General features: G+C 68.2%; 20 protein-coding genes. 18 read left to right on the top strand and 2 right to left on the bottom strand.

Features of this window, described 5'->3' with window-relative positions:
- From tagF to AAG801_RS17710, 11 genes are all read left to right on the top strand, one after another.
- On the top strand, window positions 1-741 hold the full coding sequence (tagF, locus tag AAG801_RS17760) for a type VI secretion system-associated protein TagF (protein ID WP_341889536.1): 741 nt from the start codon (window positions 1-3) through the stop codon (window positions 739-741).
- A complete protein-coding gene (locus AAG801_RS17755) occupies window positions 738-1,859 on the top strand; it encodes a TagK domain-containing protein (RefSeq protein WP_341889535.1) in 1,122 nt (373 codons plus the stop codon). Before tagF ends, AAG801_RS17755 begins: the two co-directional genes overlap by 4 nt.
- The gene (gene tssG, locus AAG801_RS17750) at window positions 1,856-3,013 is read left to right on the top strand and encodes a type VI secretion system baseplate subunit TssG (RefSeq protein ID WP_341889534.1); all 1,158 of its coding nucleotides are present in this window, start codon (window positions 1,856-1,858) and stop codon (window positions 3,011-3,013) included. Before AAG801_RS17755 ends, tssG begins: the two co-directional genes overlap by 4 nt.
- Window positions 3,014-3,037: 24 nt before the next feature.
- A complete protein-coding gene (locus tag AAG801_RS17745) occupies window positions 3,038-4,078 on the top strand; it encodes a type VI secretion system ImpA family N-terminal domain-containing protein (RefSeq protein ID WP_341889533.1) in 1,041 nt (346 codons plus the stop codon).
- Window positions 4,075-4,677 (top strand): hypothetical protein, encoded by a 603-nt coding sequence (locus tag AAG801_RS17740; protein ID WP_341889532.1) that lies wholly within the window; start codon window positions 4,075-4,077, stop codon window positions 4,675-4,677. The genes AAG801_RS17745 and AAG801_RS17740 overlap by 4 nt, the downstream gene beginning before the upstream one ends.
- 140 nt (window positions 4,678-4,817) lie before the next feature.
- The gene (gene clpS / locus AAG801_RS17735; protein WP_099796845.1) at window positions 4,818-5,177 is read left to right on the top strand and encodes an ATP-dependent Clp protease adapter ClpS; all 360 of its coding nucleotides are present in this window, start codon (window positions 4,818-4,820) and stop codon (window positions 5,175-5,177) included.
- A gap of 67 nt (window positions 5,178-5,244) precedes the next feature.
- Complete coding sequence (gene clpA / locus AAG801_RS17730) at window positions 5,245-7,566, top strand: ATP-dependent Clp protease ATP-binding subunit ClpA (protein ID WP_101493055.1); 2,322 nt, start codon at window positions 5,245-5,247, stop codon at window positions 7,564-7,566.
- A 100-nt stretch (window positions 7,567-7,666) separates the two neighbouring features.
- Complete coding sequence (gene cls / locus AAG801_RS17725; RefSeq protein WP_192196612.1) at window positions 7,667-9,115, top strand: cardiolipin synthase; 1,449 nt, start codon at window positions 7,667-7,669, stop codon at window positions 9,113-9,115.
- Complete coding sequence (sbcB, locus tag AAG801_RS17720) at window positions 9,116-10,555, top strand: exodeoxyribonuclease I (protein WP_341889531.1); 1,440 nt, start codon at window positions 9,116-9,118, stop codon at window positions 10,553-10,555.
- Window positions 10,556-10,575: 20 nt separating this feature from the next.
- Window positions 10,576-11,007 (top strand): DUF3574 domain-containing protein, encoded by a 432-nt coding sequence (locus AAG801_RS17715; protein WP_341889530.1) that lies wholly within the window; start codon window positions 10,576-10,578, stop codon window positions 11,005-11,007.
- 22 nt (window positions 11,008-11,029) lie between these two features.
- A complete protein-coding gene (locus tag AAG801_RS17710) occupies window positions 11,030-11,545 on the top strand; it encodes a GNAT family N-acetyltransferase (RefSeq protein WP_341889529.1) in 516 nt (171 codons plus the stop codon).
- Here AAG801_RS17710 and AAG801_RS17705 read toward each other — a convergent pair.
- Entirely contained in the window at window positions 11,542-12,051 is a 510-nt protein-coding gene (locus AAG801_RS17705; protein WP_341889528.1) for a GNAT family N-acetyltransferase, read from the bottom strand. The genes AAG801_RS17710 and AAG801_RS17705 overlap by 4 nt on opposite strands.
- A 10-nt stretch (window positions 12,052-12,061) precedes the next feature.
- Window positions 12,062-13,126: a DUF72 domain-containing protein gene (locus tag AAG801_RS17700; protein WP_341889527.1), complete on the bottom strand. Its 1,065-nt coding sequence runs from the start codon at window positions 13,124-13,126 to the stop codon at window positions 12,062-12,064.
- 61 nt (window positions 13,127-13,187) lie between these two features.
- Here AAG801_RS17700 and AAG801_RS17695 point away from each other — a divergent pair, with 61 nt between their 5' ends.
- The 7 genes from AAG801_RS17695 to tadA form a co-directional block, all read left to right on the top strand.
- The gene (locus tag AAG801_RS17695; protein ID WP_341889526.1) at window positions 13,188-14,666 is read left to right on the top strand and encodes an ATP-binding protein; all 1,479 of its coding nucleotides are present in this window, start codon (window positions 13,188-13,190) and stop codon (window positions 14,664-14,666) included.
- Window positions 14,663-15,319, top strand: a complete 657-nt coding sequence (locus tag AAG801_RS17690; protein WP_341889525.1) for a response regulator — start codon at window positions 14,663-14,665, stop codon at window positions 15,317-15,319. The genes AAG801_RS17695 and AAG801_RS17690 overlap by 4 nt, the downstream gene beginning before the upstream one ends.
- Window positions 15,320-15,435: 116 nt before the next feature.
- Window positions 15,436-15,936, top strand: a complete 501-nt coding sequence (locus AAG801_RS17685; protein ID WP_099796854.1) for a heme-binding protein — start codon at window positions 15,436-15,438, stop codon at window positions 15,934-15,936.
- On the top strand, window positions 15,936-16,634 hold the full coding sequence (locus AAG801_RS17680; protein WP_341889524.1) for an ankyrin repeat domain-containing protein: 699 nt from the start codon (window positions 15,936-15,938) through the stop codon (window positions 16,632-16,634). The genes AAG801_RS17685 and AAG801_RS17680 overlap by 1 nt, the downstream gene beginning before the upstream one ends.
- Before the next feature lie 64 nt (window positions 16,635-16,698).
- The gene (locus AAG801_RS17675) at window positions 16,699-17,334 is read left to right on the top strand and encodes an FMN-binding negative transcriptional regulator (RefSeq protein ID WP_341889523.1); all 636 of its coding nucleotides are present in this window, start codon (window positions 16,699-16,701) and stop codon (window positions 17,332-17,334) included.
- 1 nt (window position 17,335) lies between these two features.
- Window positions 17,336-17,560, top strand: a complete 225-nt coding sequence (locus AAG801_RS17670) for a hypothetical protein (RefSeq protein ID WP_341889522.1) — start codon at window positions 17,336-17,338, stop codon at window positions 17,558-17,560.
- The coding region (gene tadA, locus AAG801_RS17665; protein WP_341889521.1) for a tRNA adenosine(34) deaminase TadA at window positions 17,550-18,068 on the top strand (519 nt) is incomplete at its 3' end. The genes AAG801_RS17670 and tadA, both read left to right, overlap by 11 nt.

Here is an 18,068-nt window from a genome sequence, read left to right as displayed (position 1 = left end):
ATGCGGATGTGGAACATGCTGCGTGCCGCCTGGCACGTCACCCCGCCCGCCATCTGGGGAAAACTCCCGGGCCATGCGGATTTCGTTCGCAGCGGTGTGCGTCACGGGGAGCCGGAGGCCTGGATGCCCTGGCTGGCGCAACAGTGCCGCCATGCGGGCGCTGATGCCAGTGCGCGTGCCGTGGCGATTCCTGTCGCCTTCGTGCTTCCGCCGGGGACGCTGGCATTCGCGCGGCGACGCTTCGTGCTGGGTGTGATCGCGCCGTCCCTCGACAAGGTGGGGCGGCATCATCCTTTGCTCGTCTATCAGCTGGCGCACCCGCGCTGGACGCAGGCGCATTTCACCGTGCAGTTGCAGGAGCCACTGGATTGGCAGTTCTGGCTCGCACGCGCTGTAGCCCGCCATACCAGTGCCCAAGGGCTGGCCGATCTGCGCGCGTTGGAGCGCACCGTGCGGGGGCTGTGGCGCGCGCAACAGTCGCAAGTCGGGGGGGCGGAACCAGAGGGCAGCCGCGAGCACCGCGGCAAGCAGGCGCAGGCATTGCTCGAACGATGGGCAGGGCCGTCGCTGCCGAACGATCCCGCTGCGGCGCTGCAGGGCGTTCGCTTTCTGCCATGGGCCGACTGGCCGAACCGCCTGCAGGGGCCGCGGGCGGAGATGGCCTTCTGGCAGCAGGACGCGCAGGGCCGCTTCGTCGGTGCGGCCAATCGACTGCAAAAGTTGTGGGGTGGCGCGCCATGACCTACACAAAGACGCAGGGCGACGACGCCCGGAACACCCGGCTGCGCCTGCAGCTCACGCACAGCAATGGCGAAGCGCGCAGCGGGGCGTTGTCGATCCCGCCCACGGGCGCCGGCATGGCCGATGCGCTCCAACTGTGCGGAGAACGTCAAAGCGAAGCGCAATGGCGTGCAGCCAATCTGTGTCGCATCGCATGGAGCGACAGTGCGGGGGCGTGGCGGTTGACGAACAGCAGCCATACATTGATGTGCGTGTGCAGAGGCGAACGCGTGCTGGCAGGCGCAAGCGTGCTGGTTGCGCCGGGGGACACGTTGGAACTCGGCCTGCTGCGTTTCACGGTGGAACAGGACGTCGCGGTGGACGAAGGGCGGCCGAGCAAACCGGCGTCCGTGCGGCGCGGGGTTGTCGATGCAGAGCCAGAACCCGCGTCGCGCACGCCAGCGACCGAAGCGCCGCCTTTCGATCTGCGCGCGCTGGCTTTCGATGACCGCTCAGGCGGAGACGGAGATGGAAACGGGGCGGAGGCGCACGTGGATGTGCTGGCCAACCCTTTCGGCGTCCTCGACATTGCGGGGGCACAGCCGTCGCCGGTGGCCGACGTCCTGGCAGGTCTGCTCGGTGACGCGCCGGCGGCTGCGCCAGCGCGGCCTGCTGCACGATGGGCGAGCCCGCCGCCCCGTGGTGAAGGTCGCCCCGCGAGCCTGCTCGATGAACTGCACGAGGAGTTCGTCCGCGTGGTGCGTGACCCCGCCCAACTCGCCGGGCGCGTCGACTGGGAAGGGCTGCTGGCGTCGGGCAACGAAGCCGCCCCCACGCTCGACGAGTTGCGCAGGCAGGCCGAACCATATCCCTTGCTGCGCGACATCCTGCTGCCGCGCGAGGGCATCGACCGGATCATCGAAGACTTCGAGCCCCTCATGCGATCCGGCTTGCTCGACCAGGAAGTGCCCGAGGACGTGCTGGGCTTGTTCGCACCGGAGCTCGCGCGCGACAGCCGTGCGCCGTTGCCCAGCCTGACACGGCAAGAGCACCATGATTTGTCGCCCGACAGCCATGTCCAGCTGGGAACGGCACAGCACCGGGGCAGCGGCGACGAAGGCGAGGGGAAGTCGTCATGACGAAGACTCGCGAGGCCGATTCCGGCGGACCGCTTCACGACATGCTCGGACAGCTGCGTCGCGCGCCGTGGCGGTTCGGCTTCCTGTCCCTGTTGCGGCGCTTCGGCGCATCCCATCTGCAACACCCCCCCGTCGGATTGGCCCAGCGCCCTCAGCAGGAGCCGTTCCGGCTGGGGCAGGCCGCGGCCTTGACTTTCGCGCCGCGCGAAATCGCCGGCGTGGTGCTGCCCGACGAATCGGAGCACCGGGTGCCGGGGGCGTCGCCGACGCGGCCAGGGAACAACCCGGCGCTGCCGGTCGTGCGCCTGTACGGCCTCGGCCTCCTGGGGCCCAACGGACCGTTGCCGCTGCACTACACCGAACTGGTGCGGGACCGCACCGAAAACCACAACGACAGCACCCTCGCGGACTTTCTCGACCTGTTCCATCACCGCTACCTGACGCACATGTACCGGGCATGGGCGCAAGGGCAGGCCGCAGCCGGGCTTGACCGGGCACAGGACGAGGCGTTCAGCCGCTACGTCGCACGCCTGACAGGGCATGACCCGCTGGAGATCCGCGATTCGGTGCTGCCCTCGCATGCCCGGCTGGCGGCCTCGACCCACCTGGCCCGCGAAGCTCGCAACCCGGATGGGCTGGCGGCCACCCTGGCGCAATTTTTCGCAGTGCCCGTCCAGCTGGATGAGTTTGTCCGCCACTGGATCCGGATCGATCCCGAAGACCAGAGCCATCTGGGGCTCGCGCGGACCTCCAGCATCATGGGCGTCGGGGCCATTGCGGGGGAGGTCGTGGCCGACCGGCAGAACAAGTTCCGGCTCGTGCTCGGCCCGCTGAGCCTGGAGCAGTACCTGCGTTTCACGCCGCAGGGGCAAGACCTAGCGTTGCTCGTCGAATGGGTGCGCGGCTTTGTCGGCTACGAGTTCGTTTGGGAGGTGGAGCTGCGTGTGCGCAACGACAGCACCCCGCCAGCGCGGCTCGAGGACACCGAAAAGCTCGGCTGGTCGACCTGGCTTGGCGGTTCCGGGAGCGCGGAAGGCGGGCATCGGGCCGTCGATGCGCCGCGTTCGACCCCCGGCTATACGGTCGGCATGGTGTTCGAGCCCGAGGCGTACATCGGCTCGCGCCATCACGGCAACGCGACCGCGGCACGCTGATTTTTCACCGCGAGAACCTGCCTCATGACCTCTCCTGTTCACACCGACGCCGAGCACGCCGCCTACGCCATGCCTGGCCGGATCGAGGCCGACCGGCTGTCGCCTTTCAGCGCGACGGCGCCCTGCGGCCCCAGCCTGGAATACGACGCGGAGTACGCCGTCCTGCTGGCGCGCATGTCCCCGCGTGGCGACGCGCAGTACGGGCAATTCGTCGGAGCTCCAGACGCACCCAACTGGGCGGAGATCGAGCGGGATTGCCGCCGGCTGCTGCTGCGGACCCGCGACATCAATCTCTTCGTCTGGCTGTGCCGCGCCCGCACCCGATTGGCGCAGGCACCCGGGCTCGCGCAGTCGTTGGTGCTGCTGGCCGAGGCGCTCCAGACCTGGCCCGACGCGGTGCACCCCCAGTTGGTGATCGAAGGCGAGCGCGACCCGGCGGTGCGCGCCAACGCCCTGGCGGCGCTGGCCGATCCGGAGGGCCTGTTGAGCGACGTGCGCGAGATCGTCATCGCAGCCAATGCCGCACGGCACCTGACGGTGCGTGAAGTCGAGCGCGCCTTTGCGATGCCCCGGTCGCTCGATGCAGTCAGCCCCGAGGCCATGGCGCAGCAACTGACCGACCTGACCTCCGCCACTGCCGATGACGATCAGGCCCCGCTGCGCCTGCTGGCGCAAGCCGCCGAGGCTGCGGCGCAGATCGTCGCCTGGGCCGGCCAGCATCTGGGGCAGGACGCGCCGTCACTGCACGCGCTGGTGCGATTGCTGGCCCCGTTCCAGCGAACCGGGTCATCGGCACAGCCTGCCGCGGTCGCAACAATGCCGAGCCTGCTCCCGTCGTGGCCGGCAAGCACGCCAGTCGGCGAAGGTCTGGCGACACGCGACGACATCCTGCGTGACATTCGCAAGGCCCGCCGATGGTTCGAGAACCACGAACCGAGCAGTCCTGTTGCCGTGTTGCTCAAGCAGGCCGAACGCATGACCGGTCTGCGGTTTTCACAGGTGGCCGATGCCATTCCGCTCGATCTGTTGCGCAAATGGGATGCCGACGGGGAGGGTTCGCTGTGACGCTGATCCAGGTCGATTTCCTTGTCGTCTGCTTCGCGGTCGGCGTCGCCGGGGCCTTGCTCGGTTTCTGGGCTTTTTCGCAACGGCTCGGCAGACAACTCGATGCGCAGCGCCGAGCCCTGGATGCGGAGCGTGACCAGACGCGGCAGGTGATCCGCGCTGAATTGGAGTTGCTGGGTCAGCAACAGCTCGCGCATCAGGACGTGCAGCGCCTGGCCCTGGCGCTTTGGCAAGCCGAACAGGATGCGCGGCGCTGGGCCGAGTGGCAGGCCTTGCGGCCAACGCCCCCGACCTTGCTGGCAAAAAGAGAGGGACCGCTTGCGCGGCCTCTCGCACCACCGCAGCCACCGCAGCCACCGCAGCCAGTGCAGCCACGATCGTCGCCGCCAGTCCCGGCGATGCCCCCCGATTCGGAGCCGGCGACTTCACCGGCCCCCCTCGCACTGCCGACGGCGGCCCGCTGGGAAGCTGTGGCGCCACCCGAACGCGAACTCACCGACGAAGAAATCGACGCCTTGCCGCCCGACCTGCCGGTTCCGACCCGGGTGCCCGGCCGGAAATTGCCGGCGCCCAAAGGCCCTGTGCTGCGCAATCTGTAAAAAAGACCGGCAATCTGCCGGTTTTTTTACGTCTGTCTTCGTGCTGTCGTACACGACGCATGCCTCTTGATTTGTCGAATAGGCGTCACCAAGTCTGTTGGCGTCGGCACGGTGCTTGCACGCTCTATAGAATCTTTTTCATGGCAACGAGAATTCCCAAAACTCCCAGCACCCCACCGGCGCAGAAACCGGCGGGCGACGACGGAGATTCGGTCGTTCTGGAGCGCCGCCCGCAAAAAACGGCACCGCCCCAGATGTACCAGGTCGTCATGCTGAACGACGACTACACGCCGATGGAGTTCGTGATCGTCGTCCTGCAGGAATATTTCAGCAAGGACCGAGAAACGGCAACCCAAATCATGCTCAAGATCCACCTCGATGGCCGTGGTATTTGTGGGGTTTATTCCCGCGATATGGCGGCCACCAAGGTCAATCAGGTGATGGAGGCGGCGCATCAGGCTGGGCACCCGCTGCAATGCGTCAGCGAACCTGTCGCGTGAACCAGTTGAATTGCACGCGCTCCAACCCATCTGAGAACTTATTTACAGCAAGGCAAAAGGAAATCACATGATTGCCCAGGAACTGGAAGTCAGCTTGCACATGGCCTTCGTCGAGGCCCGGCAGCAACGCCACGAGTTCATCACCGTGGAACATCTGCTGCTCGCTTTGCTGGACAACCCGAGCGCCGCGGAAGTTCTGCGCGCCTGCTCGGCCAACGTCGACGACCTGCGGGCGTCGCTCACCAACTTCATCAAGGACAACACGCCGCAGGTGGCGGGCTCCGACGATGTCGACACCCAGCCCACCCTGGGTTTTCAGCGCGTGATCCAGCGCGCCATCATGCATGTGCAGTCCACCGGCAACGGCAAGAAGGAAGTTACCGGCGCCAACGTGCTGGTCGCGATCTTCGGCGAGAAGGACTCGCACGCCGTGTACTACCTGCACCAGCAGGGCGTCACCCGCCTGGACGTGGTCAATTTCATTGCCCACGGCATCAAGAAGAGCGATCCCCCGGAAGCCGTCAAGGGCAGCGGCGAAGCGCCCCAGGGTGAAGGCGAAGAGGGCGGCGGCGAACGCAACGAGAAGGCCTCGCCGCTCGAGCAGTTCACCCAAAATCTCAACCAGCTCGCCAAGGACGGCAAGATCGATCCGCTGATCGGCCGCGAATACGAGGTCGAGCGCGTCATCCAGATCCTGTGCCGCCGGCGCAAGAACAACCCGCTGCTCGTGGGCGAGGCCGGCGTGGGCAAGACCGCGATCGCGGAAGGCCTGGCATGGCGCATCACCCAGGGCGACGTGCCCGAGATCCTCGCCGAGGCGCAGGTCTACTCGCTCGATATGGGCGCGCTGCTGGCCGGCACGAAGTACCGCGGTGACTTCGAACAGCGCCTGAAGGGCGTGATCAAGTCGCTCAAGGACAAGCCGAACGCCATCCTGTTCATCGACGAAATCCACACCCTGATCGGTGCGGGCGCAGCCTCGGGCGGCACGCTCGATGCGTCGAACCTGCTCAAGCCGGCGCTCTCCAGCGGCCAGCTGAAGTGCATCGGTGCGACCACCTTCACGGAATACCGCGGCATCTTCGAGAAGGATGCGGCCCTGTCGCGTCGCTTCCAGAAGGTCGACGTGGTCGAGCCGACGGTGCAGGAAACCGTCGACATCCTGAAGGGCCTGAAGTCGCGCTTCGAGGAGCACCATGGCGTCAAGTACGCCGTGGCGGCCCTGCAGGCCGCGGCCGAGCTCAGCGCCAAGTACATCAATGACCGTCACCTGCCCGACAAGGCGATCGACGTCATCGACGAAGCCGGCGCCGCCCAGCGCATCCTGCCGCCGAGCAAGCGCAAGAAGACCATCAGCAAGACCGAAGTCGAGGAAATCGTGGCGAAGATCGCGCGCATTCCCCCGGCCAACGTCAGCAACGACGACCGCGGCAAGCTGCAGACGATCGAGCGCGACCTCAAGAGCGTCGTGTTCGGCCAGGACAAGGCACTCGAAGTGCTGGCCTCCGCGGTCAAGATGGCGCGCTCGGGTCTGGGCAAGGGCGACAAGCCGATCGGCTCGTTCCTGTTCTCCGGCCCCACGGGCGTCGGCAAGACCGAAGCGGCGAAGCAGCTGGCCTACATCATGGGCATCGAGCTGATCCGCTTCGACATGTCGGAGTACATGGAGCGTCACGCGGTGAGCCGCCTGATCGGCGCACCTCCGGGCTACGTCGGTTTCGACCAGGGTGGTCTGCTGACCGAAGCTGTCACGAAGAAGCCGCATTCGGTGCTGCTGCTCGACGAAATCGAGAAGGCGCACCCGGACATCTTCAACGTGCTGCTGCAGGTCATGGACCACGGCACGCTGACCGACAACAACGGGCGCAAGGCCGACTTCCGCAACGTCATCATCATCATGACGACGAATGCGGGTGCCGAGACCATGAACAAGGCGACCATCGGCTTCACGAACGCGCGGCAGACCGGCGACGAAATGGGCGACATCAAGCGCCTGTTCACGCCTGAATTCCGCAACCGCCTGGACGCCATCGTCAACTTCAAGGCCCTCGACGAAAACGTCATCCTGCGCGTGGTCGACAAGTTCCTGCTGCAACTGGAAACCCAGCTCAGCGAGAAGAAGGTCGACGTCACCTTCACCGACAAGCTGCGCAAGCACCTGGCGAAGAAGGGCTTCGATCCGCTGATGGGTGCACGCCCGATGCAGCGCCTGATCCAGGACACGATCCGTCGTGCGCTGGCCGACGAGCTGCTGTTCGGTCGCCTGACCGACGGTGGCCGACTCGAAGTCGACATCGACGAGAAGGACGAAGTGCTGCTCGACATCCAGCCGATCCCGAAGAAGGAAGGCAAGTCGAAGCCTGAAGCCGAAGAGGCCGCAACGGGCTGATCGAGCCGCTGTAAGGAACGAAGTCAAAGGCCGGTAGCATTCGCTGCCGGCCTTTTTCTTTGGGCAGGCCCCCAACACTCCGCCTTCATCCGCTTTCGCCTTGATCCTTCCCGAACTCAGCCACGAATGGAAAACCGGCCTCTCCCTGGCGTGGAGCGGCTACATCGCCGTGCTGTCGATCTGGATCGTGATGCAAAAGCGCGCGCCGGTGTCCACGATGAGCTGGATCCTGTCGCTGGCGCTGCTGCCTTTCGCGGGCTTCGTCGTCTATTACTTCCTGGGGCCGCAGCGGCTGCGCAAGCAGCGGCTCAAGCGCCTGCGCAGCCGTGCCAACGCGCATTCGCAGGCCGATGTGGCGCGGCTGCGCGATGCCTCGCAGCACGCGCCACCGGCGCTGCAGCAGATGGCCCGGCTGGGCACTGCCGCGTGCGGCCTGCCGGTGTCGAGTGCCACAAGCGTCGAGCTGCTGTCGGGCGGTGCGCGAACCTTCGATTCGATCTTCGAGGCCGTGCGCGCGGCGCGCGATCACATTCACCTCGAGTACTACATCTTCGAGCCTGACCAGATCGGCACCGCGCTGCGCGACCTGCTGATCGAGCGCGCGCAGGCCGGTGTGCGGGTGCGCCTGCTGCTCGACGCGCTCGGCTCCAAGCGCATCGGCCGCAAGTTCATGGCGCCGATGCTCGCGGCGGGCGTGGAGGTGGCGCTGTTCCACGACACCAAGATCGGCCGGCGCCTGCGCCCCGTGACCAACTACCGCACCCACCGCAAGATCGTGGTGTGCGACGGCCGCGTCGGCTTCACGGGCGGCGTGAACATCACCGACGAGGAAGACAAGCGCACCAACCCCAAGGACGCCTACCACGACGTGCATGTGCGCATCGAAGGCAGCGCCGTGCGCTGGTTGCAGACCACCTTCCTCGAGGACTGGAGCTACGCCACAGGCAAGAACCGGCACCGCTCGGACGCCGTCCTGGACGTGCTGATGCCCCAGGTGGAAGCGGGCGACATTCCGGTGCAGATCGTCACCAGCGGCCCCGACAACGCGTTCGAAGCCATCCACCGCATGCACGTCGAAGCGATCCATTCGGCCACGCGCCGGGCCTGGCTCACCACGCCGTATTTCGTGCCGGGCGAGCCCGCGTTGATGGCGTTGACGAGCGCGGCGCTGCGCGGTGTCGATGTGCGGCTGCTCGTGCCGCGCCGCAGCGACTCGGCCATCGTGAGCGCCGCGGCGCGTTCGTACTTCGACGAGCTGATGACAGCGGGCGTCAAGATCTGGGAGTACAAGGAACGCATGCTGCACTCCAAGACGCTCGTGGTCGACGACCATTGCGCGATGATCGGCACCGCCAATTTCGACAACCGCAGCTTCCGGCTCAACTTCGAGGTCTGCGCCGTGGTCTACGGACCGGCGCTGACCCAGCCGCTGGCGGCGCAATTCGAAACCGACCTGCACAGCTCCGGCTCCGTGCGCGCCCACCGGCCGCAGACTTTCTGGCGCCGCCTCGGCGACGCCATTGCGCGACTGTTTTCTCCCTTGCTCTGAATGAACCACACCTTTCTCTGGCACGACTACGAAACCTTTGGCGCCGTGCCGCGCCGTGACCGTCCTTCGCAGTTCGCCGCCATCCGCACCGATGCCGAACTCAACGAAGTCGGCGAGCCGTTGATGATCTACTGCAAGCCCGCGCCGGACTACCTGCCCAGCCCCGAGGCTTGCCTGATCACCGGCATCACGCCGCAGGTCTGCCTGGAGCGCGGCATTCCCGAGCACGAGTTCGCGGCGCACATCGAGAAAGCCTTCTCGCAGCCCGGCACCGTCGGCGTGGGCTACAACACCATCCGCTTTGACGACGAGGTCACGCGCTTCCTGTTCTGGCGCAACCTCATCGACCCGTACGCGCGCGAATGGCAGAACGACTGCGGCCGCTGGGACTTGTTGGATGTGGTGCGCCTCACCTACGCGCTGCGCCCCGACGGCATCGAGTGGCCGAAGAAGGAAGACGGCAAGCCCAGCTTCAAGCTCGAAGACCTGGCGCGCGCCAACGGCCTGCTGCACGAATCGGCACACGATGCGCTGTCCGACGTGCGCGCCACCATCGCGCTGGCCCGGCTCATCCGCGACAAGCAACCCAAGCTATTCGACTTCGCCTTCAGCCTGCACAAGAAGGACCGCGTGGCGATCGAGCTCAGCCTGCCCGCGATGCGCGAGACCGCCAAGCCCTTCCTGCACGTGTCGGGCATGTTCCCGGTCGAGCGCGGTTGCCTGGCCGTGATGTGGCCGCTGGCCAGCCATCCGACCAACAAGAACGAACTGCTGGCCTGGGACCTGTCGCAAGACCCGAGCGAGCTGCGCGACCTCGACGCCGAGACGCTGCGCTTGCGCCTGTTCACGCGCACCGCCGACCTGCCCGAAGGCATGACGCGGCTGCCGATGAAGAGCGTGCACCTGAACAAGTCGCCGATGGTGGTCGGCAACCTGCGCACGCTGGCGCCGGCCATGGCCGAGCGCTGGGGCGTCGACATGGACACCGCCATGCGCCACGCCGCCATCGCGCGCGACCTGCCCGACATGAGCGCCATCTGGTCGCAGGTTTTTTCCCGCCCGAAGGAGGCGACGCCCGACGTCGATGAAGACCTCTACGGCGGCTTTGTCGGCAACGGCGACCGCCGTCGCCTGAACCAGCTGCGCGCGCTGTCGCCCGAGGGGCTCGCCAAGGAGCGCGTGGCCTTCGACGACGGGCGGCTTGACGAAATCCTTTTCCGCTACCGCGCGCGCAACTGGCCCGAGTCGCTGAACGAGGAAGAAACCGAGCGCTGGGAAGCGCTGCGCGTGGCGCGCCTGTTCAAGGGCGAGGGCGGGGCGCGCACGATCGAGGCGCTGTTCAGCGAGGTCGATGCGCTGTCCGAGAACGCGGACGAGCGCGGCGAAGAAATCCTGGGCGCGCTGTACGAGTACGCCGAGATGATCGCGCCCGAGGCCTGAAGAAAGACCGAGGTGCCGGCATGAGCGTTGCACGCCACACAGTGTCTCGCGCAGGCGTGGCGGGTGCATTGTTTGCTGCGGTGCTCGCAGGCTGCGCCACGGGCCAGCCCAGCAACTGCGCCACGGGCTTCGAAGCCTTCGAGCGCGACACCCTCTATTTCGGCCGCGCCATCCCCACGGGCGGTCAGGTGTCCGACACCGACTGGGCCGACTTTCTCGACACCCGCGTGACCCCGGCTTTTCCGCAAGGCTTCACCGTGATCGACGCCGCCGGCCAGTGGCGGGGCGCATCGGGGCAGGTGGTGCGCGAACCTTCGAAGCTGGTCGTGCTGCTGCACCCGCGAGACGCCAAGGCCGACGCGGCCATCGCCACGTTGATCGACACCTACCGCCAGCGCTTTGCGCAAGAGGCCGTGTTGCAGGAAAGGCAGTCCGTCTGTGCCCGTTTCTGACATCGTTCCCACCGTTCGCCGATTGATCCCCGCCGATGCGCCGGCCTACCGCGCGCTGATGCTCGACGCCTACGCGCGGCACCCCGAGGCGTTCACTTCCACGGTCGAGGAGCGCGCCAGCTTGCCGCCGACGTGGTGGGAGACGCGCCTGCGCACGGATGCCGACGCGGCCGAGGTGGTGTACGGCGCCTTCGATGCCGATAGCGCACTCATCGGCGCGGCGGGCCTCGGCCGTGAATCGCGGCAGCGCACACGCCACAAGGCGACCTTGTTCGGCATGGCGGTGGCGGAACCGGCGCGGCGCGGGGGCGCCGGGCGGCAACTCGTGCAGGCCTTGCTCGCGCATGCACGCACGCTCGACGGCGTGCGCGTCGTGCAGCTGACCGTGACCGAAGGCAATCGCCCGGCGCAGGCGCTGTACGAGCGCTGCGGCTTCCAGGTCTTCGGCGTCGAGCCGTTGGCCACCGTGCTCGACGGTGCGTTCTCGTCGAAGGTCCACATGTGGTGCGACCTCGAGGCCGCACCGCCTGCGGCTTAGGCGCCGCGCTCGCGCACCATCAGCAGCGCGGGCCCATCGGGCGTGACCACCTCGCCCAGTGCGCGGAAGCCGGCCTTGGCATAGCTGCGGATCGCGCGTGCGTTGCGTGGTGACGGATCGGTCTGGATGCGCGTCACCGCCGGGTCGGCGAACAGCTGGTCCGTGAAGGTCCGCACCATCGCGCTGCCGAGGCCGCGATTCAATTGGTCCGCTTGCGCGAGGAACTGGTCGATGCCCCGAGCGCCCGGGTCGCGTTCGTCTTCCCACCAGCCATCGCCCGAACCCATCACCACGTAGGACTGGATGAATCCCAGCGGCTGCCCATCCAGCAGCGCGATGTAGCCGCGCTCGGGCGAGTCGGTCGCGAGCATTGGCGTGAAGTCGGCCTCGACCTCGGCGAGCGTGGGCACGGGCGTCCACCATTCGGCCACGTGCGGGCGACACAGCCAGTCGTGGAGCATCGCGAAGTCTGTGGATTGCAGCGGCCGGAACGAGATCGAATGCATGGCGGGTGTCCTAGCGGGAAATCCGGTCCACGATGTCCTGCGCCAGCGACGCGATGGTCAGCGGTGCGCAGCCTTCGGCGTTGTTGCTCACGGTGACGAAGGCGTTCTGCCCGGCGCCCGTGGTGCCGGCGATCACCTTGGCCAGCGCGGCACGGGTTTCGGGGTCGGGGTCGAGCACCTTGTCGAAGGGGCCGTAGAGCTTCTCGGCGTCTTCATAGCCGAAGCGGCCGTGGCGGCGGTGCAGGTTCCAGCGGCACACGAGCGGCCCGGGCCACAGCGCGCGCAGCATCGGCAACTGGTCTTCGATGGGCGGCATCTTCGCGTGCAAGCCCATGCAGAAGGTCGCGCCGACGCTGCGCAGCATGTCGGCGAAGGCGGGGCACAGCAGCTGCGGGTCGCGCACCTCGACGGCGAGCACGGCGTCGGGCGCGGTCGGCTTCAGGTCGGGCATCGCCGCCAGCATCGCGCCGATGCGGGCGATCAGCGCAGGCTGGTCCGCCAGCAGGTGCGCGGGAATCGGGCTCAGCTGAAACACCAGCGCGCCGATGCGATGACCCAGCCCGTCGAGCGCCGGCTGCACGAACTCCTGCAGCGCGATCTCGTGGCTCAGGAACACGGGGTTGGCCTGCGTGCCGCGGCCGCTTTCGTCGCGCACGGTGGCGTCGGTGACAAGGCTCGGGGCCTTCACGACGAAGCGGAAATCGTCCGGCACCATGGCCGCATAGCGCGCGTACTGGCTGGCGGTGAGGGCGCGGTAGAAGTTGCGGTCCAGGCTCACGGTGCGCAGCAACGGGTGCTGCGCGAGCGCCGACAGGCCGTTCTTCGAGAGCACGGCTTCGGCGTAGTCGCCGTCCCAGACCAGGCCGGCCCAGCCGGGGTAGCTCCATGACGAGGTGCCCAGGCGCAGTTGCGGCGGCAACTCGGCGGCGAGGGCGACCAGCGCCGCGTCGGGTGCCACCGGCTTCACGGTCGCGCCGCGCGATTTCTTCGGCGAAGGCGGCGGCACCTCGGCCTCCTCGGTCGGTCGCGGAAGATCGGGGAGGTCGGAAAAGAGGGAGTCCTGCACGTCAGCCATGTCTGGGTCGGCATTTTCGGCCAAGCGGGGAGCCCCCTTGGCGCCGGGCACAATCCGCGCCATGACACAGTGGTTGCGTACGCGGGGTGGTTGGTGGCTGGCGTGGGGGGTGCTCACGGGCGCCGGGGCCGTGTGGTTCGCGCGCGCCGAACTGACCCAGCTCCAGCAGGATTTCGAGACCGACGCGCGCATCGCGCACCGGCTCATGAGCCAGCAGGTGGTGCAGTACGACGCCGTGCTGGCCACGCTCGCGCTGCTCGAGCCCAACGCCGGCGCCGACTACCCGGAGCGGCGCTTGCCATCGGTGTACTCGTCGATCCTGCGCGTGCAGCGGCGCGCGGCCGACGAGCCCTGGCCTGATGCCGAACACGCGGACGCACTGGCCGCCGCCGAGGCCCGCTCGCGCGCCGAACGCCGCGCCGACCTGGCCGTGCTCGATCTGCCACACGGCCGCTACCAGCTCGTGATCGGCTCCGAGCCGCTGAGCTACGCGCTCGAGATCGACCTTGTGGGCTCGGTGCCCTGGCGCGACTGGCCGATGAATCCGCAGCGCAGCCCGGTGCGCCTGATCCTGCAGCGCGACGGCCAGCAGCTGGTGCTGCAGCCCGGCCAGTCGGCCGAACACGGCTGGCGCTACAGCCTGAGCAAGGCGCTCGCATCGCCGAGCCAGCCCTTCGAATTGGTGGCCGAGCGCCAGGTCGGCTGGGCCGAGCTGCCGTGGCGCACCATTGGCGGCTGGGCCGTGGCGATGGCGCTGCTGCTGGCCGGCCTCTGGGCTGCGCAGCGCCAGCGCATCGCGCGGCGCCGCGCCGAAGAGCTGCTGCGCCTGGGCCAGGTCGCGCGGCTCAATGCATTGGGCGAACTGTCGGCCGGGTTGGCGCACGAACTCAACCAGCCGCTCACGGCCGTGCTGGCCAACGCGCAGGCCGCGCGCCGCTTGCTCGACGACGACCCGCCCGACCTCGCCACCGCGCGCGATGCGATGGGGCAGGCCGTCGAGCAGGCCCGCCGCGCGGCCGGCGTGGTCGGCCGCCTGCGTCGCGTCATTGAACGCCCCGAGGCCGGTGGCGACGTGAAGCCGCTGGTGCTGCAGGAGGTGGTGCGCAGCGCCATGCACCTGCTGGCGCCCGAGTTCGCGCGCCACGGCGTTGTGGCCCAGTTCGACGCCAGCGCGCAGGCGCCCGTGCGTGTGCAGGCCGAAGCCGTGGCGCTGGAGCAGATCGTGCACAACCTGCTGATGAACGCGACGCAGGCGCTCGACCTCGTGCCTGCGGCCGAGCGACGCCTCGTGGTCTCGGTCGGCCGCAACGGCGAGGAGGGCGTGCTGACCGTCACCGACAACGGCCGCGGCATCGCGCCCGAGGCGCTGCCGCGCCTGTTCGAGCCTTTCTTCAGCACGCGCGAAGGCGGCCTGGGCCTGGGCTTGAGCCTGAGCGAAACGCTGGCCAGCGGCATGGGCGGCAGCCTGAGCGCCGCCAACGCCTCGCCGCGCGGCGCACGCTTCACCTTGCTGCTGCCGCTGGTGGCGCCTTCGACATGAACAATCCGACCGCCGCAGACCAGCCCCAATCGCCCCTGATCCACCTGATCGACGACGACCAGGCCGTGCGCGACGGCCTGTCGTTGCTGATCGGCACGGTCGGCCTGCGCGTGCAGGGCTGGGCCGATCCGCAGGCTTTCATCGACGGCTTCGACCGCGCGAGCGTCGGCGCCATCGTGCTCGACGTGCGCATGCCCGGCATCAGCGGCCTCACGGTGCTCGACCGGCTGGTGGCGCAGGGTGTCGACCAGCCCGTGATCATGCTGACCGGCCACGGCACGGTCGAGATGTGCCGCCGCGCCTTCAAGGCCGGCGCGGCCGAGTTTCTCGAGAAGCCGGTGGACGACGAGCAGCTGCTCGAAGCCCTGCAGCAGGCCGTGCGCCAGCACGTGCGTACGCGCGAGCGCTCGCAGGCCGACAACGCCGCGCGCGAGCGCGTGGCGCAGCTCTCGGAGCGCGAGCGCGAGGTGCTGGCCTTCATCGTGCAGGGGCTCACCAACAAGGAGATCGCGCGTGTGCTGGCGCTGTCGCCGCGCACCGTCGAGACCCACCGCGCGAACCTGTTCGCCAAGCTCGATTGCGATTCGCTCGCGCAGCTGATCCGGCGCTATGCCGTGCTGGCGTCGAGTGCAGGAGAAGAGGGCGCTCCGTAGAACTACGGAGTGCCGGGCGTAGCCGTACGAATGGCCGCGGCGGGCTGGTTTTTTTACAGTGACACAGCTGTCGGCACAGGCCGGCACGAACCCTCTCATCACTGGAGAAAAACACCATGCAATCGATCATCCGCGTGGGCGGCCTCGCCGTTCTGCTCGCTGCTTCCGTCGCCCAGGCCCAGACGCCGGCCCCCGCTGTTCGCACCGAGAAGAACATCTCGCTCGCGCTGGCCAACCAGATCGCCGCAGAGACCGTGGCCGCCTGCGCCGCCAACGGCTACAACGTGGCCGCTACGGTGGTCGACCGCGCCGGTCTCGTGCGCGCCGTGCAACGTGCCGACAACGCCGGCCCGCACACGCTGGCATCGAGCGAGCGCAAGGCCTGGACCTCGGCCTCGGCCAAGAGCCCCACGCAAGCCATGATGGAAGGCGCCCAGAAGAACCCCGGCGCCGCCAACCTCGTCTACCTGCCGGGCTTCCTGCTGCTGGGCGGTGGCGTGCCGATCAAGTCGGGCAACGAAGTGATCGGTGCCGTGGGCGTGGGCGGTGCGCCGGGCGGCCACCTCGACGAGCAGTGCGCCAACGCCGCGCTCGAGAAGGTCAAGGGCCAGCTCTGATGACGGCGCGCGGTCTCTGGTCGGCGGTGCTCGCCGCCGCGATCGGCTGGAGCGCCGCGCCCGGTGCGGCGGCCCAGGTGCCGCCGCTGGCTGCCGAAGTGCTGGCCTACGAAGGCCTGCATCGCGCGGCCTGGCACGGCGATCTGCCCAAGCTCAAGAGCCTGATCGCCTCCGGCGCCAGCCTCGATGTGCGTGACGCACGCGGCCGCACGCCGCTGCAGGTCGCCACCTATGCGCGCCAGCGCGACGCCGTGAAGCTGCTCGCCAAGGCGGGCGCGAACATCGACCTGCTCGAAGACGATCGCTACGACGCCGTGACCATCGCGTCCGTGGCCGACGACGTGACCACGCTCACGCTGTTGCTGCAACTGGGCGCCAAGCCCGGGCAGATCACCAGCCGTTACGACGGCACCGCATTGATTGCCGCTGCGCACCTGGGGCACGACGAGGTCGTGCGTCGGTTGGTCGCAGCGGGTGCGCCGCTGGACCACGTGAACAACCTGCACTGGACGGCGACGATCGAATCGATCGTGCTCGGCGATGGCGGTGCACGCCACCAGCGCACCCTGGCCGCGCTGATTGCCGGCGGCGCCAACCTGCAACTGGCCGACCGCCAAGGCCTCACGCCGCTGCAACTGGCGAAGGCGCGTGGCTACACCGCGATGGTGAAGCAGCTGGAAGCGGCACGCGCCAAGTAGCCTGCTGCATGAGAAGCCGGGGCGACTCGGGGACAATCGGACCTCCCCACGAGGAACCCGCCCCATGTACATGCCTCCGCAGTTCAACGCCAAGGACCCGGCCGTCGCGCTGGGCCTGATGCGCGCGCATCCCTTTGCCAACCTGATCTCGAACGACGACGAGGGCTTGCCCTTCGTCACCCATCTGCCCATCGTGGCCGAGCCGCGCGAGGGCGATGCGCTCGTGCTGCTGGGGCACTGCGCCAAGCCCAACCCGCACTGGCGCTACCTGCAGGCGCGACCGCGCGCGGTCGTGATCTTCCAGGGGCCGCACGCCTATCTGTCGCCTTCGGTCTATCCCGACCTGGCGCGGGTGCCGACCTGGAACTACCTCGCGGTCCATTGCACCGTCGAAGCTCGGCTCGTCGAGACGCCCGAGGCCAAGGACGTGTTGCTCAAGAAGCTCATCGGCGACCACGAGCCGGCCTACGCACAGCAATGGAAGGATCTCGGCGAGGAGTTCCAGCGAAAGATGCTGGCCGGCATCATGGGCTTCGAGCTGCATGTGACGGCGCTGCAATGCAAGATCAAGCTCAACCAGCACCGGCCTGAATCGCATGCGGCGATGGGCGAGGTCTACCGCGCCGGTTCGGCGGACGAGCAGGCGCTGGCCGTGTGGATGGAACGGCTCGGCATGGTGGCCGCACCGGAGGAACGCTGAGATGCGGATGTTCGGATTGATCGGCCTCGTGCTCGCGCTGGTCGTCGTCGGCCTGCTGGCGAAGCAGCAGCTGTCGCGCACCACCATCGCGAAGCAACCGACCGTACCCGGTGCGTCAGCCCCCGCGGCTGCCGATGTGCGTACGCAGGCGCAGCAGGTCCAGCAACAGGTCAAGGACGCCCTCGACGCCGCGGCCCAGGCCCGCAAGATGCCCGATGACAACTGAGCCGGCCGCATCGACATCGGACGCGCACTGGATGGCGCTCGCGCTGCAGGAAGCGCAACGCGCAGCCGACGCGGGCGAGGTGCCGGTCGGCGCGGTGCTGGTGAAGGACGGGCAGGTCATCGCGACCGGCCGGAACACGCCGGTGGCGCAGCACGACCCGAGCGCGCATGCAGAGATCAACGCATTGCGCGCTGGTGCTGCTGCGCTCGGCAACTACCGGCTCGACGGCTGCGAACTGTTTGTCACGCTCGAACCCTGCGCGATGTGCGCGGGCGCGATGCTGCATTCGCGATTGGCGCGCGTGGTGTTCGGCGCGGCCGACCCCAAGACCGGCGCCGCGGGCTCGGTGCTCGACCTGTTCGCCGAGCCGAAGCTGAACCACCACACGCGCGTGCAGGGCGGCGTGCTGGCCGACGACTGCAGCGCGTTGCTGCAGCGCTTCTTCCAGCAGCGCCGCAGCGTCGCGCGTGCGCAGGCCGAGCCGCTGCGTGACGATGCCTTGCGCACG

The organism is Variovorax sp. YR752 (assembly GCF_943372545.1).
The sequence above is the reverse complement of the archived record's forward strand: the minus strand, read 5'-3'. Positions and strand labels throughout refer to the sequence as shown.

Excerpts from the sequence above, each read along its gene's own strand:
- AAG801_RS17695 (WP_341889526.1), top strand. The coding sequence starts at position 13,188 with ATGACACAGTGGTTGCGTACGCGGGGTGGTTGGTGGCTGGCGTGGGGG.
- tssG (WP_341889534.1), top strand. The coding sequence starts at position 1,856 with ATGACGAAGACTCGCGAGGCCGATTCCGGCGGACCGCTTCACGACATG.
- tagF (WP_341889536.1), top strand. The coding sequence starts at position 1 with ATGCGGATGTGGAACATGCTGCGTGCCGCCTGGCACGTCACCCCGCCC.
- AAG801_RS17690 (WP_341889525.1), top strand. The coding sequence starts at position 14,663 with ATGAACAATCCGACCGCCGCAGACCAGCCCCAATCGCCCCTGATCCAC.
- AAG801_RS17745 (WP_341889533.1), top strand. The coding sequence starts at position 3,038 with ATGACCTCTCCTGTTCACACCGACGCCGAGCACGCCGCCTACGCCATG.
- AAG801_RS17700 (WP_341889527.1), bottom strand. The coding sequence starts at position 13,126 with ATGGCTGACGTGCAGGACTCCCTCTTTTCCGACCTCCCCGATCTTCCG.
- clpS (WP_099796845.1), top strand. The coding sequence starts at position 4,818 with ATGGCAACGAGAATTCCCAAAACTCCCAGCACCCCACCGGCGCAGAAA.
- AAG801_RS17685 (WP_099796854.1), top strand. The coding sequence starts at position 15,436 with ATGCAATCGATCATCCGCGTGGGCGGCCTCGCCGTTCTGCTCGCTGCT.
- AAG801_RS17675 (WP_341889523.1), top strand. The coding sequence starts at position 16,699 with ATGTACATGCCTCCGCAGTTCAACGCCAAGGACCCGGCCGTCGCGCTG.
- AAG801_RS17670 (WP_341889522.1), top strand. The coding sequence starts at position 17,336 with ATGCGGATGTTCGGATTGATCGGCCTCGTGCTCGCGCTGGTCGTCGTC.
- AAG801_RS17705 (WP_341889528.1), bottom strand. The coding sequence starts at position 12,051 with ATGCATTCGATCTCGTTCCGGCCGCTGCAATCCACAGACTTCGCGATG.
- clpA (WP_101493055.1), top strand. The coding sequence starts at position 5,245 with ATGATTGCCCAGGAACTGGAAGTCAGCTTGCACATGGCCTTCGTCGAG.
- AAG801_RS17680 (WP_341889524.1), top strand. The coding sequence starts at position 15,936 with ATGACGGCGCGCGGTCTCTGGTCGGCGGTGCTCGCCGCCGCGATCGGC.
- AAG801_RS17715 (WP_341889530.1), top strand. The coding sequence starts at position 10,576 with ATGAGCGTTGCACGCCACACAGTGTCTCGCGCAGGCGTGGCGGGTGCA.
- AAG801_RS17755 (WP_341889535.1), top strand. The coding sequence starts at position 738 with ATGACCTACACAAAGACGCAGGGCGACGACGCCCGGAACACCCGGCTG.
- sbcB (WP_341889531.1), top strand. The coding sequence starts at position 9,116 with ATGAACCACACCTTTCTCTGGCACGACTACGAAACCTTTGGCGCCGTG.